This window comes from Sphingomonas bacterium (genome assembly GCF_903642285.1).
GTDB lineage: Bacteria > Pseudomonadota > Alphaproteobacteria > Sphingomonadales > Sphingomonadaceae > Sphingomonas.
The window spans coordinates 1-15,383 of sequence record NZ_CAHJWJ010000042.1 but is presented as its reverse complement, the minus strand read 5'-3'; the positions used below and the strand labels follow the sequence as shown (position 1 = coordinate 15,383).

The 15,383-nt window shown below is 66.8% G+C and carries 15 protein-coding genes and 1 pseudogene; 8 read left to right on the top strand and 8 right to left on the bottom strand.

Features of this window, described 5'->3' with window-relative positions; genetic code table 11:
• The 5 genes from scpA to HUU99_RS14875 all read left to right on the top strand — a co-directional run.
• Positions 1-1,627: methylmalonyl-CoA mutase (scpA, locus tag HUU99_RS14895; protein ID WP_174287364.1), on the top strand; the 1,627-nt coding region annotated here is incomplete at its 5' end.
• A gap of 11 nt (positions 1,628-1,638) precedes the next feature.
• The gene (locus tag HUU99_RS14890) at positions 1,639-1,995 is read left to right on the top strand and encodes a lysozyme inhibitor LprI family protein (RefSeq protein WP_174287363.1); all 357 of its coding nucleotides are present in this window, start codon (positions 1,639-1,641) and stop codon (positions 1,993-1,995) included.
• Positions 1,992-3,023 (top strand): biotin synthase BioB, encoded by a 1,032-nt coding sequence (gene bioB, locus HUU99_RS14885; protein WP_174287362.1) that lies wholly within the window; start codon positions 1,992-1,994, stop codon positions 3,021-3,023. The genes HUU99_RS14890 and bioB overlap by 4 nt, the downstream gene beginning before the upstream one ends.
• Complete coding sequence (locus tag HUU99_RS14880; RefSeq protein WP_174287361.1) at positions 3,020-3,418, top strand: lysozyme inhibitor LprI family protein; 399 nt, start codon at positions 3,020-3,022, stop codon at positions 3,416-3,418. The genes bioB and HUU99_RS14880 overlap by 4 nt, the downstream gene beginning before the upstream one ends.
• A gap of 16 nt (positions 3,419-3,434) precedes the next feature.
• Positions 3,435-5,567 carry an acetyl-CoA carboxylase biotin carboxylase subunit gene (locus tag HUU99_RS14875; RefSeq protein ID WP_174287360.1) on the top strand — a complete coding sequence of 711 codons (2,133 nt, stop codon included), beginning with the start codon at positions 3,435-3,437 and terminating at the stop codon, positions 5,565-5,567.
• A gap of 124 nt (positions 5,568-5,691) precedes the next feature.
• Here the strand turns inward: HUU99_RS14875 and HUU99_RS14870 are convergent, their stop codons facing one another.
• Genes HUU99_RS14870 through HUU99_RS14850 form a run of 5 tightly spaced genes read right to left on the bottom strand, consistent with a single transcriptional unit; the run spans position 5,692 to position 11,045 of the window.
• Entirely contained in the window at positions 5,692-6,357 is a 666-nt protein-coding gene (locus HUU99_RS14870) for a nucleotidyltransferase family protein (protein WP_174287359.1), read from the bottom strand.
• The gene (locus tag HUU99_RS14865; protein WP_174287358.1) at positions 6,344-7,267 is read right to left on the bottom strand and encodes an XdhC family protein; all 924 of its coding nucleotides are present in this window, start codon (positions 7,265-7,267) and stop codon (positions 6,344-6,346) included. Before HUU99_RS14865 ends, HUU99_RS14870 begins: the two co-directional genes overlap by 14 nt.
• 39 nt (positions 7,268-7,306) lie before the next feature.
• Positions 7,307-9,541: a xanthine dehydrogenase family protein molybdopterin-binding subunit gene (locus HUU99_RS14860; protein WP_174287357.1), complete on the bottom strand. Its 2,235-nt coding sequence runs from the start codon at positions 9,539-9,541 to the stop codon at positions 7,307-7,309.
• A 2-nt stretch (positions 9,542-9,543) separates the two neighbouring features.
• Entirely contained in the window at positions 9,544-10,527 is a 984-nt protein-coding gene (locus HUU99_RS14855; RefSeq protein WP_174287356.1) for an FAD binding domain-containing protein, read from the bottom strand.
• The gene (locus HUU99_RS14850; RefSeq protein ID WP_174287355.1) at positions 10,524-11,045 is read right to left on the bottom strand and encodes a 2Fe-2S iron-sulfur cluster-binding protein; all 522 of its coding nucleotides are present in this window, start codon (positions 11,043-11,045) and stop codon (positions 10,524-10,526) included. The genes HUU99_RS14855 and HUU99_RS14850 overlap by 4 nt, the downstream gene beginning before the upstream one ends.
• Positions 11,046-11,127: 82 nt before the next feature.
• On the opposite strand from HUU99_RS14850, the gene HUU99_RS14845 reads away from it, so the two are divergent.
• The 3 genes from HUU99_RS14845 (at position 11,128) to phhA (ending at position 13,485) form a co-directional block, all read left to right on the top strand.
• The gene (locus tag HUU99_RS14845; protein ID WP_174287365.1) at positions 11,128-12,168 is read left to right on the top strand and encodes a glycerophosphodiester phosphodiesterase; all 1,041 of its coding nucleotides are present in this window, start codon (positions 11,128-11,130) and stop codon (positions 12,166-12,168) included.
• Entirely contained in the window at positions 12,165-12,425 is a 261-nt protein-coding gene (locus tag HUU99_RS14840) for a hypothetical protein (protein ID WP_174287354.1), read from the top strand. Before HUU99_RS14845 ends, HUU99_RS14840 begins: the two co-directional genes overlap by 4 nt.
• 193 nt (positions 12,426-12,618) lie before the next feature.
• Positions 12,619-13,485 (top strand): phenylalanine 4-monooxygenase, encoded by an 867-nt coding sequence (phhA, locus tag HUU99_RS14835; protein ID WP_174287353.1) that lies wholly within the window; start codon positions 12,619-12,621, stop codon positions 13,483-13,485.
• Position 13,486: 1 nt separating this feature from the next.
• Here the strand turns inward: phhA and HUU99_RS14830 are convergent, their stop codons facing one another.
• The 3 genes and pseudogenes from HUU99_RS14830 to HUU99_RS14820 form a co-directional block, all read right to left on the bottom strand.
• Positions 13,487-14,425: a 50S ribosomal protein L11 methyltransferase gene (locus HUU99_RS14830; RefSeq protein ID WP_174287352.1), complete on the bottom strand. Its 939-nt coding sequence runs from the start codon at positions 14,423-14,425 to the stop codon at positions 13,487-13,489.
• A 9-nt stretch (positions 14,426-14,434) separates the two neighbouring features.
• Complete coding sequence (locus HUU99_RS14825) at positions 14,435-15,130, bottom strand: SDR family NAD(P)-dependent oxidoreductase (protein WP_174287351.1); 696 nt, start codon at positions 15,128-15,130, stop codon at positions 14,435-14,437.
• 34 nt (positions 15,131-15,164) lie between these two features.
• Positions 15,165-15,383: pseudogene (locus HUU99_RS14820) on the bottom strand (methyl-accepting chemotaxis protein); the annotation flags it as partial.

The following is a 15,383-nucleotide window of genomic DNA, read 5'->3' as shown; positions in this document are numbered from 1 at the left end:
GCTCGACGGGACCATCCAGAACGACATCCTCAAGGAGTTCATGGTCCGCAACACGTACATCTACCCGCCCGAGCCCTCGATGCGGATCATCTCGGACATCTTCGGCTACACGAGCCGCGAGATGCCCAAGTTCAACAGCATCTCGATCAGCGGCTATCACATGCAGGAGGCGGGGGCGACGCAGCTCCACGAGCTCGCCTTCACCATCGCCGACGGCATGGAATACGTGAAATACGGCGTCGCGAGTGGGCTCGACATCGACAAGTTCGCGGGGCGGCTGAGCTTCTTCTTCGCGATCGGCATGAACTTCTTCATGGAGGTCGCGAAGCTGCGCGCGGCGCGCGTGCTGTGGCATCGCGCGATGACGCAATTGGGCGCGCAGGACGAGCGCTCCAAGATGCTGCGCACCCATTGCCAGACCAGCGGCGTGTCGCTGACCGAACAGGACCCGTACAACAACGTCATGCGCACGACGATCGAGGCGATGGCGGCGATGTTGGGCGGCACCCAGTCGCTCCATACCAACGCGCTCGACGAGGCGATCGCGCTGCCCACCGACTTCTCCGCCCGTATCGCGCGCAACACGCAGATCGTGCTGCAGGAGGAGACCGGGATGACGAAGGTCGTCGATCCGCTGGGCGGCAGCTATTATGTCGAAAGCCTGACGCAAAGCCTGGTCGACGGTGCGTGGGAACTGATCGAGCGGATCCAGGCGGAGGGCGGGATGGCGAAGGCGGTCGCCGCCGGCTGGCCCAAGGCGATGATCGAGGAAGCCGCCGCCGCCCGCGCCGCCCGCGTCGATCGCGGCGAGGACGTGATCGTCGGCGTCAACAAATACCGCAAGGAAGGCGAGGACCCGATCGAGACGCTCGACATCGACAATGTCGCGGTGCGCGAGGCGCAGGTCGCTCGGATCGCGGCGGTGAAGGCGACGCGCGACGAAGCGGCGTGCCGGCGCGCGCTGGATGCGTTGCGCGAGGGGGCCCGGGGAAACGGCAACCTCCTCGCGCTCGCCGTGGAATGCGCCCGCGCGCGCGCGACGCTCGGCGAGATATCCTCGGCGATGGAAGACGTGTTCGGTCGCTACGGCACGCAGCCCACGCCGGTCAGCGGGGTCTATGGCGGGGCCTATGCGGAAGATGCCCGCTGGGACCGTCTGACCGACGGTGTCGAGGCCACGGAGCGGCGGATGGGGCGCAGGCCCCGGATGCTCGTCGCCAAGATGGGGCAGGACGGCCACGACCGCGGGGCCAACCTGGTGAGCAGCATGTTCGGCGATCTGGGGTTCGAGATCGTGCCGGGGCCGCTATTTCAAACGCCGACCGAGGCCGCGGCGCTCGCGATCGCGAAGGACGTCGATATCGTCGGCGCGTCCAGCCTCGCGGCCGGGCACAAGACGCTGATCCCCGAGCTGATCGGCCATTTGCGCGACGCCGGCCGCGCCGACATCCGCGTGATCGCGGGCGGGGTCATTCCGGCACAGGATTACCAGGCATTGCGCGATGCCGGCGTCCAGGCGATCTTCGGCCCGGGCACCAATCTGATCCAGGCCGCGGAGGAGGTGCTGCGTCTCCTCGGCCACAACATGCCGCCCGTAGACGAAGGTCGCGCCGGGGCGGCGGAATAGAAGGAAGTGCCATGCTGATGATTGCCCTATTGCTCGCGGCCACGCCGGTCGGCCCGGCGCAGGCGGACGCCGAGGCCCAGGCCGGCACCGACTACGCCGCCGCCGACGCCGCGATGACCGTCCAGTACCGGGCCGCGATGGCGCGGATGCGCACGCGCGACGTGCCGGCGCCGCCGGGGGTGCCAGCACGTCCCAGCTTTGCCAACGCCTTGCTCCAGGCGCAGCGCGCATGGCTCCCGTTCCGTGACTCCGAATGCCTGGCGGAAGCGTTCGCGTACCGCGGCCCGGCGCCAGCTGTCGTGGACACGCAGTGCAAGACGCGGCTGACCGTCGAGCGCACGCGTCAGCTTCGGGCGTTGGCGCAATGACGCTGCAGATGACGCTGCCCGTGCCGCGCGCCGACTGGACGCGCGCGGAGATCGCCGAGCTGTTCGACCTGCCGTTCACCGAGCTGCTGTTCCGCGCCGCCGAGGTCCACCGCGCGCATCATGCGGCTGGCGAGGTGCAGCTCTGCACATTGCTGTCGATCAAGACCGGGGGCTGCCCGGAGGATTGCGGCTATTGTTCGCAGTCGGCGAACCATGAAACCGGGCTGAAGGCGGACAAGCTCATGGCGGTGGATGCCGTCCTCGCCAGCGCGGCCGAGGCCAAGGCGGCGGGATCGCAGCGGTTCTGCATGGGCGCGGCGTGGCGCAACCCCAAGGATCGCGATATGGACGCGATCGTCCAGATGGTCGAGGGCGTCCGCGGCATGGGGCTGGAGACGTGCATGACGCTTGGCATGCTGGCACCGCGTCAGGCCGATCGGCTGGCGGCGGCCGGGCTCGATTACTACAACCACAATATCGATACCTCGCCCGAGCATTACGGCAACGTCATCACCACGCGGACCTTCGCGGACCGGCTGGAGACGCTGGAGCACGTGCGCGAGGCGGGGATCAACGTGTGCTGCGGCGGGATCGTCGGCATGGGCGAGACGCGCGGCGACCGGGTGGGCTTCGTCCACGCGCTGGCGACCTTGCCGCGGCATCCCGAAAGCGTGCCCGTCAATGCGCTCGTGCCGGTGCGCGGGACGGTATTGGGCGACCTGCTCGTTGACACGCCGATGGCGAAGATCGACGATATCGAATTCGTCCGGACGGTCGCGGTCGCGCGGATCGCGATGCCGTTGAGCATGGTGCGGCTCAGCGCAGGGCGTGAGTCGATGTCGGAAGCGACGCAGGCCTTGTGCTTCATGGCTGGGGCGAACTCGATCTTCACGGGTGACAAGCTGTTGACGACGGGGAACGCGGGCGGGGGCGCGGATGCGGCGTTGTTTGCGAAGCTGGGTTTGCGGCCGATGGCGGGCGAGGAGCCTATGCGGGTGAAGCAGGCGCATCTGGAGGCGACGGAATGATGCTGCTCGCTTTGCTGCTTGCCGCACCGCAAGCGACCGGGGACCCACGACCCAATTGCAAGGACCCGCAGACGCAGCTCGATATTAACCAATGCGCCAGCCTAGAGACGGCACGCGCCGACGCTGCGATGAACAAGCAATGGGTGATCACCAAGGCCAAGGTCGCCGAAATGGATAAGGGTGGCGGCGTCAACCCCAGTGGCAAACGCGGGAGCTATGCCGCAGCGTTGCTAGCATCGCAGCGAGCTTGGCTCGCCTATCGGGACGCCGAATGCCAGATCGAAAGCTTTGCGATGCGCGGCGGCTCTGGGGAATGGATGCTCCACGCTGATTGTATGATCAAGCTGACACTCGCGCGTACCGAAGAACTTAGCGATCTCGGGCCACAACATTGAGCTTGAAGGGGATTTAATGTTCAGGAAAATCCTGGTCGCCAATCGCGGCGAGATCGCATGTCGGGTCATGCGCACCGCCAAGCGGATGGGTCTCAAGACCGTCGCGGTCTATTCGGATGCAGACGCGCGGTCCCCGCACGTCCTGATGGCGGACGAAACCGTGCGCCTGGGACCGGCGCCCGCGGCGGAGAGCTATCTGAAGGCGGACCTGATCCTGCTAGCCGCCAAGCAGACGGGCGCGGATTGCATCCATCCCGGCTACGGATTTCTTTCGGAGCGCGAAAGTTTCGCGCGCGCCTGTGCGGAGGCGGGGATCGCGTTCGTCGGCCCGCCGCCGAACGCCATTGCGGCGATGGGGGACAAGATCGAGTCGAAGAAACTCGCCAAGGCGGCTGGCGTCAACGTCGTCCCCGGCTTCCTCGGCGAGATCGCAGACACCGACGAGGCGGTGCGGATCGCCGGCGATATCGGCTATCCGGTGATGATGAAGGCCTCGGCCGGCGGCGGCGGCAAGGGCATGCGGCTGGCCTATAGCGAGCAGGACGTGCGCGAGGGGTTCGAAGCGACCAAGCGCGAGGGGCTGGCGTCGTTCGGCGACGACCGCGTGTTCATCGAGAAGTTCATCGAAAGCCCGCGCCATATCGAGATCCAGGTGTTGGGCGACCAGCACGGCAATATCGTCTATCTCGGCGAGCGCGAATGCTCGATCCAGCGGCGGCACCAGAAGGTGGTCGAGGAAGCGCCGTCGCCCTTCGTCACGCCCAAGATGCGTAAAAGCATGGGCGAGCAGGCGGTCGCGCTGGCGCGGGCGGTCGGATATTATTCGGCCGGGACGGTCGAGTTGATCGTGTCGGGTGCGGATACGACGGGGGAGGGGTTCTACTTCCTCGAGATGAATACCCGCCTGCAGGTGGAACATCCGGTGACGGAGGCGATTACGGGGCTCGATCTGGTGGAACAGATGATCCGCGTCGCGGCGGGGAAGCCGTTGGGCTTCGCGCAGGACGATGTGCGGCTCGATGGATGGGCGATCGAGAACCGGGTCTATGCGGAGGACCCGTATCGCGGGTTCCTGCCGAGCATCGGGCGGCTGGTGCGGTACGCGCCGCCGCAGGCGCAAGCGCACCAAAGTCCTCCCCATTCATGGGGAGGTGGCGGTCGCGAAGCGGCTGACGAAGGGGGTTCTCCGCAAGCGGATCGCTCCGGGAGAACCCCCTTCACCACGCCGTTGCACGGCGCGGTACCCCTCCCCGTGAACGGGGAGGACCGAAAAGCCTATATCCGCGTCGACGACGGCGTTCGTGCCGGCGGCGAGGTCAGCATGTTCTACGACCCGATGATCGCGAAGCTCGTTACCTGGGCCCCCACCCGCGAAGAAGCGATCGATCGGCAGATCGGTGCGCTCGATGCCTTCGTGGTGGACGGCGTCGGCAACAACATCGATTTCCTGTCCGCGATCATGCAGCACCCGCGCTTCCGCGCGGGTGCGCTGACGACCGGGTTCATCGCGGAGGAATATCCCGACGGCTTCCACGGTGCGCCCGCGTCGGCGGACCTGCTGCGCACGCTCGCCGCGATCGCCGCGTTCGCCGCCACCGCGGAGGCGGATCGCGCGCTCCTCACCGATGGGCAGTTGGGCCGGCGATTGCGGCCGCCCGCGGATTGGGTCGTGACGATCGACAAGGCGGACCATGCGGTCAGCGTGTCGACCGGCGGCATATCGGTCGATGGCGACGATCTCGATCTGTCGCTGGAATACACGCCCGGCGACCGCATCGTGACCGCGCAAGGGGCGGAGGCTCTGACGGTACAGCTGTCGCGCACGCGGTCGGGCTTCGTCCTGACCACGCGCGGGGCGAGCCATGCGGCTCGCGTCCTGCCTGCCCGCGCGGCCCCTTATGCGCGGCACATGATCGAGAAGATCCCGCCCGACCTCTCGCGCTTCCTGCTCGCGCCGATGCCGGGGCTGCTCGTGCGGCTGGACGTCGCGGTCGGCGACAAGGTCGAGGCGGGGCAGCCGCTCGCGGTCGTGGAGGCGATGAAGATGGAGAACATCCTGCGCAGCCAGAAGACTGCGACCGTCAAGGCGATCGCGGCGCAGCAGGGGGAGAGCCTGGCGGTGGACCAGGTCATTCTGGAGCTGGAATAGGAGGCCGCTTCCTTTCACCCTTCCGGCGAAGGCCGAGGCCTATAGGTGGAGAGGCAGCCGCGGCTTGCGATCATATCGATTGTTCTCCTGCGAAAGCAGGAGCCCAGGATCACAGTAAGAATTGTTACCCTGGGTTCCTGCTCTCGCCGGAAAGCACCGTCGGTTTTGATCGATCGGAAACGTTCTGGTGGTGCATTATTTCGTGGACTGCACCCACCGACGCCCGCAACGCCGCCAGTTCCTCCGGCGTATCGACGTCGATCAGCTCGGCGGGCGTGGTCACCACGTGCCGTCCGCGACGCACCAGGTCGCGCGCGCCCGCATCCCCTTCCAGCGTCAGCAGGAAATCGAACTGTCTGCGGCCGAACAGCGCCGGCGGCTTGGGTGCGCGGCCGTCGCTCGACGCCACGACGGCATCGTGCGAGTCCGCCGCGTCGAACAGTCGCCAGACATGCGCCGCGGTGATCCGCGGCATGTCGGCCAGTGCGATCAAGACCGCCGCCGCATCCATCAAGCGCGCCTGCTCGACCCCCAGCCTGACGGAGCGCGCCATACCCTGGTCGGGATCGTCGTTCGCGACGAGGTCGAAGCCGTGCGCTCCGTAATCCAGCGCGGTCTGCCCGACGACCGCGATCCGCCGCCGGAACGGCATATCCTCCAGCGCGACCGCGACATGCAGCCCGACCGCGCGACCCAGGAACGGCTCGGCCAGCTTGCTGCCGATATCGCCGAACCGCGATCCGCGTCCCGCCGCCAGCAGGATCAGGACGGTATCCTCAATGGCGATCATGGAACGCGCCGATCATCGCCGCGGCGATCGACAAGGCGATCTCCGACGGGCCGATCGCGCCGATGTCGACGCCGACCGGCGCGTCGATGACATCGATCCGGTCCTCCGCGACACCCGCCTCGGCCAGGCGGACGCGGCGCGCGGCGTGGCTTTTCCGGCTGCCGAGCGCACCGACATACGCGGCGTCGGAGGCGAGCGCGGCGATCAGCGCGGGATCGTCGATCTTGGTATCGTGGCTGAGCGTCACCACCGCGGTCGATGAGCCAGGGCGGTACGCGGCCACCGCCTCGTCGGGCCAGCGATCATCGAGCATCGTGCCGGGGAACCGTTCCGCGGTCAGAAAGCGTGCGCGCGGATCGATGACCACCGTCTCGATCCCCAATTCGCGCGCCAGCCCGACGAGCGCCTGCGCGATCTGCACCGCGCCCACGATCAGCAGCCGCCGCGGCGGGTCGTAGCGGTTGGCGAAGACCTCGCCGGTTTCGACGGGCCGCGCATCCGAATGGCCGCTCGTCAGGTCGGTCGTGACGGTCAATGCCTTGCCCCGATCGCGCGCGTCCGCGATCCGGTCGAACAATTCGGGATCGAAGCCCTCGGCGGAAACGGGCTGCACCATGACCGCGATCTCGCCGCCGCAAGGCAGACCGACCTCCCAGGCCGCTGCATCCGCGACGCCGTATCGCTTCATCTGGAACGGCGCGCCCGCGATCACCTCGGCCGCGGTCGCGAGGATATCGCTCTCGACGCAGCCGCCCGATACCGATCCCTCGAACCGGCCATCGCCGTGGACGATCATGTGGCTGCCCTTCGGACGCGGCGCCGATCCCCAGGTGGAGACGACCGTGGCGATCGCCATCGGCTCGCCCCTCCAGGCGCGGGCGGCGGTGAGGACGGTATCGTTTTCGGCCATGGTGTTCCTAGGATATCCGCCCCGCTCCGCGGAAAGGCATTAAACGTCCGGCAAGCCCGGCAATATCTTGTCGAGCGTGATCGGGAAATCGCGGACGCGGATTCCCGTCGCGTTGTACACCGCATTCGCGATCGCCGCACCCGCGCCGCATATGCCGACCTCGCCGATTCCCTTGGCATGGATCGGGTTCGCGTGGATATCGCGTTCGGGCAGGAATATCACTCCCAGCTGCGGAACGTCCGCGTTCACCGGGACATGATATTCGGAGAGATCGTGGTTCACGATCCGCCCGCTATGCTTGTCGTGGACCATATCCTCGGTCAGTGCCGCGCCGATCCCGAACGTCATCCCGCCCAGGCACTGGGAGCGCGCGGTCTTCTCGTTCAGGATCCGCCCCGCCGCGAACACCCCCAGCATCCGGCGGACGCGCGTCTCGCCGGTGACGGCGTTGACCGCCACCTCGGCGAAGTGCGCGCCGTACGATGCCTGGTTGAACAGTTTCTCCTGCTGGCCGGGCTTGATCTTTCCCACCGCCTCGATGCCGTCACCGACCAGGTCCGCGATCGCGGTCGATCGATTGTCGCCGATTGCCAGCCCGTCCTTCAGCGTCAGCGCATCCTCGGCCGCCCCCATCGCCTTGGCGAGCTTTGCGCGGAGCGATTCGCAGGCGAGGTAGATTGCCGATCCGGACGAACACGCCCCCCACGAACCGCCCGATCCCGCCGCGGGGACGTCATTGGTGTCGCCCAGCTCCATCGTGATCCGGTCCATCGGGATGCCCAGTATCTCGGACGCGATCTGCGTCAGGATCGTATAGCTGCCCGTGCCGATGTCGGTCATCGCCGACGATACGGTCGCGCTGCCGTCCGGGTGGATCGCGACCTTGGCGGAGGTTTCCATCAGCACGTTCGACCGCGCCGCGGCGGCAACGCCCATGCCGATCAGCCACTCGCCTTCGCGCCGCGTGGCGGGCTTCGCACTGCGTTTTGCCCAACCGAACGCCTTCGCACCCTCGTCGAGCGCCGGGATCAACGACCGTGACGAGAAGGCGATGTCCTTCTCCGGGTCGCATTCGGGCTCGTTGATGCGCCGAAGGTCGATCGGGTCCATGTCGAGCGCGTGGGCGAGTTCGTCCATCGCGCATTCCAGCCCCAGCAACCCCACCGCTTCGCCCGGCGCGCGCATCGAACCTGCGACGAGCCAGTTCAGCCGCACGAGATCGTGCGAGATCAGGCGGTTCTCACCCTGATACAGGAAATGCGTGGAGATCCCCGCGGGCTCGAAATAATCCTCGGTCTCGAGGTTTGATGCGGTGGTTTCGTGGCCGATGCCCGTGATCTTCCCGTCCGCGGTGGCGGCCAGCCGCATCCGCTGCGACGTGTTCGATCGGCGAACGGTCGCGTCGAACACCTGGCTACGCGCCATCACCGCCTTGACCGGGCGGCCGAGTTGCTTGGAAGCGATCGCGGCCGCGACGCTCTCGGGCGCGATGCCCAGCTTCGATCCGAACCCGCCGCCGATGAAATGCGCGATGATGCGGACCTTCTTGGCCGACACGCCCAGCGACTTCGCCAACTGCTGCCCATCCGATGTCGGCATCTGGTACGCGCCGTACAGCGTCAGCGACTCGTCCTCGTCCCAGGTCGCGATCGACGCGTGCGGTTCCATCGCGGCCGAATTCTGGCTCGGTGTCGTATAGGTGGCATCGATCGTCACGGCGGCGTCGGCCATCGCCTTGTCGATATCGCCCTGCGCGCTGTGGGCGGGGACGTTGTTGGGTGGCAGATTGCCGTCGCGCTGGCGATCGACCGAAAAGTCGAACACGCCCTCGCCGCGGGAATAGGTGATCGGCAGACGCGCCGCGGCGTCGCGTGCCGCCTCGAACGTCTCCGCGATCACGATCGCGACGATCTGGCCGAAATATTCGACCTTCCTGACGCCCTGGGTCGGGGCACTTGTCTCGCCACCCTGTTGCGCGACGAGAAGGAAGCGATCGAAATCGGTAACGACATCGATGACATCCGGCATCGATTTGACCGCGTCGGCATCGATCGCGACGATCTCGCCCTTGCCGATCGTCGATCCCACCAGAACGCCATACGCCATGTTGTCGAGCTGATATTCGGCCGCATAGGTCGCTGCGCCCGACACCTTTTTCGGTCCGTCCACCCGGTCCAGCGGCTTGCCGATCACGTCCTGCACGCCCGTATCGAGCAGGCTCGTCGGGTGCGGTTTGTCCATCGTCAGCGTGACGTCGTTGCCGAAGCCGAACATGTCTATTCCCCCGTCAGTTCGCGCAAGCACGCGATCAGCGTGCGCCTGGCGAGCGGTATCTTGAAATCGTTCGAGCCGAAGCCCTTCGCATCGGCCAGCAGCACATCCGCCGCCGCGCCGAACACAGCCTTCGTCGGTTCCTTCCCGACGAGCGCCGCCTCGACCGCGGCGTTGCGCCACGGTATCGGGCCCAGCCCGCCGAACGCGAGCGCCGCGGTCGCGATGCGGCCATCCGCCATCGCCACGACACCCGCGACCGACACGAGCGCGAACGCATAGGAGGCGCGGTCGCGGACCTTGCGGTAGCTATGCCGTGCGCCTTCGACCAGGGCGGGCAGTTCGACGTGAGTGATGAGTTCGCCGGGTTCTAGCACGGTCTCGATCTCGGGCGTGCCGCCGGGCAGGCGGTAGAAATCGCCGATCGCGATCCGGCGTTTGTCGCCGTCGGCCTTCAACGTCACGATCGTGGCGTCCAGCGCGCGCATCGCCACCGCCATGTCGCTGGGGTGGGTCGCGATGCAATGATCGCTGGTGCCCAGGATCGCAAGGATGCGGTTGAACCCGCCGATCGCCGCGCACCCGCTGCCTGGATCACGCTTGTTGCACGCGCTGGCAGTGTCGTAGAAATAATAGCAGCGGGTGCGCTGGAGCAGATTGCCCCCCGTCGTCGCCTTGTTGCGCAACTGTCCCGAGGCACCGGCGAGCAGCGCGCGCGAGAGGACTTCGTACCCGTCGATGACGCGGTCGTCGGCGGCGAGATCGCTGTTCGGCACCATTGCGCCGATCGTCAGGCCGCCGTCGGGGGTGCGCTCGATCCCGCCGAGCGGCAGGCGGCTGATATCGACCAGCTTCGCCGGGGTCTCGACCTGAAGCTTCATCAGATCGAGCAGGTTGGTGCCGCCAGCGATGAACTTCGCCGAAGCGCCGTCGATGTCGCGCACCGCATCCTCGGGTGTCGCGGCGCGCTCGTAGATGAAGGTCTTCATGCGTCCACCTTCTCGGGGGTCGCGGCCTTTTGCCCTGCGACTTCGCGGATGGCGTCGACGATATTGGGGTAGGCCGCGCAGCGACAGACGTTGCCGCTCATCCGTTCGGAAATCTCGTCATCGTCCAGCGTAACGCTGTCGAGATCGGCGGAGACATGGCTGGCCCAACCGCGCTTGACCTCGTCGAGCATGCCGACTGCGGAGCAGATCTGGCCGGGGGTGCAATAGCCGCATTGATAGCCGTCATGCCGGACGAACGCTTCCTGCATGGGGTGCAGATCGCCGACCTGGCCGATGCCTTCGATCGTCGTGATCGAATCGTCCTGGTGCATCACCGCCAGCGACAGGCAGCTATTGACCCGGCGGCCGTTGATCAGGACGGTGCACGCCCCGCACTGGCCATGGTCGCAGCCTTTCTTGCTGCCGGTCAGGCCGAGATGTTCGCGCAGCAGATCCAGCACGCTGGTGCGGATATCGGGCTCGATGTCATAGTATTGACCATTGATCGTGAAATGCATTCCCAGACCCTTCTCGCGTCGATTGGGGGAACGCCTGCAAAGGATATGGTTTCCGTTGCGAATCAGTCTCATCTCGCCGCTAATGCTGGCGTCCGCCGCCGGCATCGCCCAGAACGCGCCGATGCCGCCTGCGCCTTCGCTGTCTTCGCCGATCGTCATCGCGCACCGCGGTGCCAGCGGCTTTCGTCCCGAGCATACGCTGGCGGGCTATGAACTGGCGATCGACCAGGGCGCCAACGTGATCGAGCCCGACCTGGTGCCGGCCAGGGACGATGTCCTCGTCGCTCGCCACGAGAACGAGATTTCGGGGACGACCGACGTGGCCGATCATCCGGAATTCGCCACGCGGCGGACGACGAAGACGATCGACGGGCAAACCGAGACCGGCTGGTTCACCGAGGATTTCACACTCGCCGAACTGAAGACGCTGCGGGCGAAGGAACGGCTGCCCAAGGTCCGTCCCGCGAACGCGACCTATGACGGCCGGTTCGAGATCCCGACGCTCGCGGAAATCATCGCGCTCGCCAAGCGTCGCCATGTCGCGATCTACCCGGAAACGAAACATCCGACCTATTTCGCGAAGATCGGGCATCCGACCGATCTCCTGCTGGTGAACCAGTTGCAGGCCGCGGGATGGGATTCGCCTGATGCGCCCGTGTTCCTCCAGTCATTCGAGGTCGCGAATCTGAAGCGCATCCACAAGCTGACGAAGGTCCGCCTGATCCAGCTGTTGGCAGGGGCAGGGGCCCCGGCGGATGGTGCGCAACCCAGCTACGCCGCGATGATCACGCCCGCCGGCCTGCGCGAGGTCGCGACCTATGCCTGGGGGATCGGCCCGGACAAGGCCCAGCTATGGGACGGTGCCGATCCGACCAGGGCCTCCTCACTGGTTGCCGACGCGCATGCCGCGGGGCTGCGCGTGCATCCCTGGACCTACCGCGCGGAAAACATGTTCCTGCCCGCGCGTTTCCGTCGCGGCGGCGATCCCATCGCGCACGGCGACGTCGCCGGCGAGATGGGCTCGGCGTTGCGCCAGGGGATCGATGGCTTCTTTACGGACTTCCCGGTAATCGGCGTCCGGACGCGCGATGCCTATGTCGCCGAGAGAACCAAAGCCCGATGAACCGATCCCTCGCCTTGCTTCCGGCCCTGTCGCTCATCGGATGCGTCAGCACCGTCACCACGGTCGCGACCGCACCGTTCAGGGTCGCGGGCAAGGCGGTCGACGTGGCGACGACCAGCCCGGCGGAGCGGGATCGCAATTACGCCCACAAGATGCGCAAGGAACATGAACGCGAGGAGCGCGACCGCAAGGCGCTGGCCAAACGCTGCCGTCAGCATCCCGAAGAGACAGATTGCGGCGCGGCACGCGGCGACTGACGTTCGGCCGGAACGACCCGGCTCCGTTACGACACAGGGCGTCCGCCACTTGATCCGGACGCCGGCGGCGGGTAGTGCGTCGCCCGTCCCGGCATTGCAGTCGCGGACTGCTTCATAGCGCCCCAAACGGCGAACGGCCGCGATCAGCACTGCCGGCGTTCCGGTCATCGTTCGCGCATGCTACACATGTGCGATGACCAACGATACGCATGTCCTCCACGCCCCGCCAGCGGGTGCCGCGCCCGACTGGACGATCGACCAGCAGTGGGATCGCTATACGCCCGAAGAGCACGCGACCTGGGACACGCTGTTCGCGCGCCAGGCGAAGCTGCTGCCCGGGCGCGCGTCCAATGCGTATCTGCGCGGGCTCGACGTGCTGAAACTGTCGAAGCCGGGCATCCCCGATTTCGCCGAACTGAACGACCGGCTCGCGGGCCTGACCGGGTGGCAGGTCGTCGCGGTGCCCGGGCTGGTGCCGGACGACGTGTTCTTCGACCATATGGCGAACCGCCGCTTCGTCGCCGGCAATTTCATCCGTCGCCCCGATCAGCTCGACTATATCCAGGAACCCGACGTCTTCCACGACGTGTTCGGGCATGTGCCGATGCTCGCGGACCCCGTGTTCGCGGATTACCTCGCCGCTTATGGCCGCGGCGGTCAGCGGGCGATCGGGCTCGACGCCCTGCAATATCTCGGGCGGCTCTATTGGTACACGGTCGAGTTCGGCTTGATCGCCGCACCGGAGGGCTTGCGGATCTACGGTTCGGGAATCGTGTCGAGCTTCGCGGAAAGCCAGTTCGCGCTGGACGATCCGTCCCCGAACCGGATCGCGTTCGATTTGGCGCGAGTGATGCGGACGGAATACCGGATCGACGATTTCCAGCAGAATTATTTCGTGATCCCAAGCTTCGACGAACTGCTGCGGCTGACGGTCGAGACCGACTTCGCGCCTCTGTACGCGGAACTGAAGGCGCTGCCGGGCATCGCGGTCGCGACGATCGAGGCGGACGATGTCGTGCTGACGCGCGGTACGCAGGCTTATGCGGCCGCCAAGGTCTAGCCTAGAGATCCAGCGCCCATCCGTCGCGGCCCCTGGGATCGGGCGGGCTTTGCGGGGTGTAGCGTATCTCGCCTGCCGATAACCGCAGCACGCTCCAATCGCCACGTCGGTCGACGACCTCCAGCGCGCAGCCGCAGGCTTCGAACGCGTCGACGACTTGCGCGCGCTGCGCCTCCAGCAATCCCGCCAGCACGATCGTCGCCGCCGGCCCCGCGATCGCGGCGATTTCGGGTGCCATCGACACCAGAGGCCCTGCCAGGATGTTCGCGATGATCAGATCATAAGGCGCGGCATCCAGGATCGCATCGTCCAGCGCGCCGTCGGCGACGATCAGATCGATCCCGCCGATATCGTTCGATATGGCGTTCTCCGCGGTGACGGCGACCGCCCGCGGGTCGATGTCGGTCGCCGTCACGCGCGCTTCGGGCCACAGATAGACCGCGGCGAAGGCCAGTAAACCGGTGCCGGTGCCGATATCGATCACGCTGCCGAACCGGCGATCGGCGATCGCGTCCAGCATCGCCAGACAGCCCGCCGTCGTCGCATGATGCCCCGTCCCGAACGCCTGCCCCGCATCGATGACGAACGCACGACCGCCCGCCGGCGCGTCGGTGGGGAAGGCGGGCGTATGGACGACGAACCGCCCCTCGCGGATCGGCTCCAGCCCCGCCTGGCTCATCGTCACCCAATCCTCGTCGGGCAACGGCTCGATCACCGGCATGGTATCCGCCGCGCTCGGCACCAGCGCACGGATGGCGGCGATCTGCGCGGCGGTCGGCTCGTATTCGAAATAGGCATCGATGCGCCAATGCTCGGTGTCGTCGACCACCGTCTCGGTCGTCGTCAACGTCGGCATCGGGTCGAGGCCGGGGCCGTCGCCCTGATCGATCGCTTCGGCTTCGGCACGCGTGCAGGGCAGGGTGAGCTTCCAGGAAGTCACGTGCCTTCTCTAACGGACATACGAGGCGCCGTTCACGTCGATGACCGCACCCGTCATCGAGGCCGGTGCATCGAGCGCGCAATAGCGTGCGACCGAGGCGACTTCCGCCGGATCCGCGACCTTGCCGAGCGGAATATCGGCGAGCAGCTTGTCGCCGCCGCGACTGGCGAGGTAATCCTCCGCCATTCCCGTCATCGTGAACCCCGGGCAGATCGCGAACGCCAGGATATTCTCCCGCGCATAGCCGCGGGCGATCGTCTTCGTCATCGCGACCATGCCCGCCTTTGACGCCGCATAATGCCAATGCGCCGGCGAATCGCCGCGATATGCTGCGCGGCTGGCGATGTTGACGATGCGGCCGCCGACGCCGCGCCGCTGCCAGTGGAGAACCGCGAACCGGCAAAGCGCGGCGGAGGCGGTCAGGTTGACCTGCATCGTGCGATCCCAATCGGCGAGCCAGTCGCCGTCGTCCCGGTCGATCGGGTTCGCCTCGAAGATCCCGGCATTGTTGACCAACACGTCGATCGTGCCGCCCGCCCGTTCGATCGCGGCATCCCACAAGGCGCGGGGGGCGGCGGGATCGGCGAAGTCGGCGGGGATACCGCTGGCGGTGCCATGGCCGACGACGGTCGCTCCCGCCTGCGTCAACGCGTGGAAGGTAGCGGCACCGATACCGCGGCTCGAACCGGTCAGGAGGATCGTCATACCGCGCGCTGTAGCGCGGTTCGACCGCGAACTTCTAGGCCGCGACCTTCGTTACGAACTCGCTCGCCTTGCCCTGCAACTGGCTGAGGCGCGCGTCGAGCGAGTCGAAACCGTTGCCGACGCGGTCGATTTCTCCTGCGACGGTTTCGGTATCCTTGCGGATGGCGGCGACGGTGGAGGACATCGAGTCGGCGGCCAATGCGGTTTCGTCGACCGCGGCGGTGATCGACGTCACGGTCTGCGCCTGTGCCTC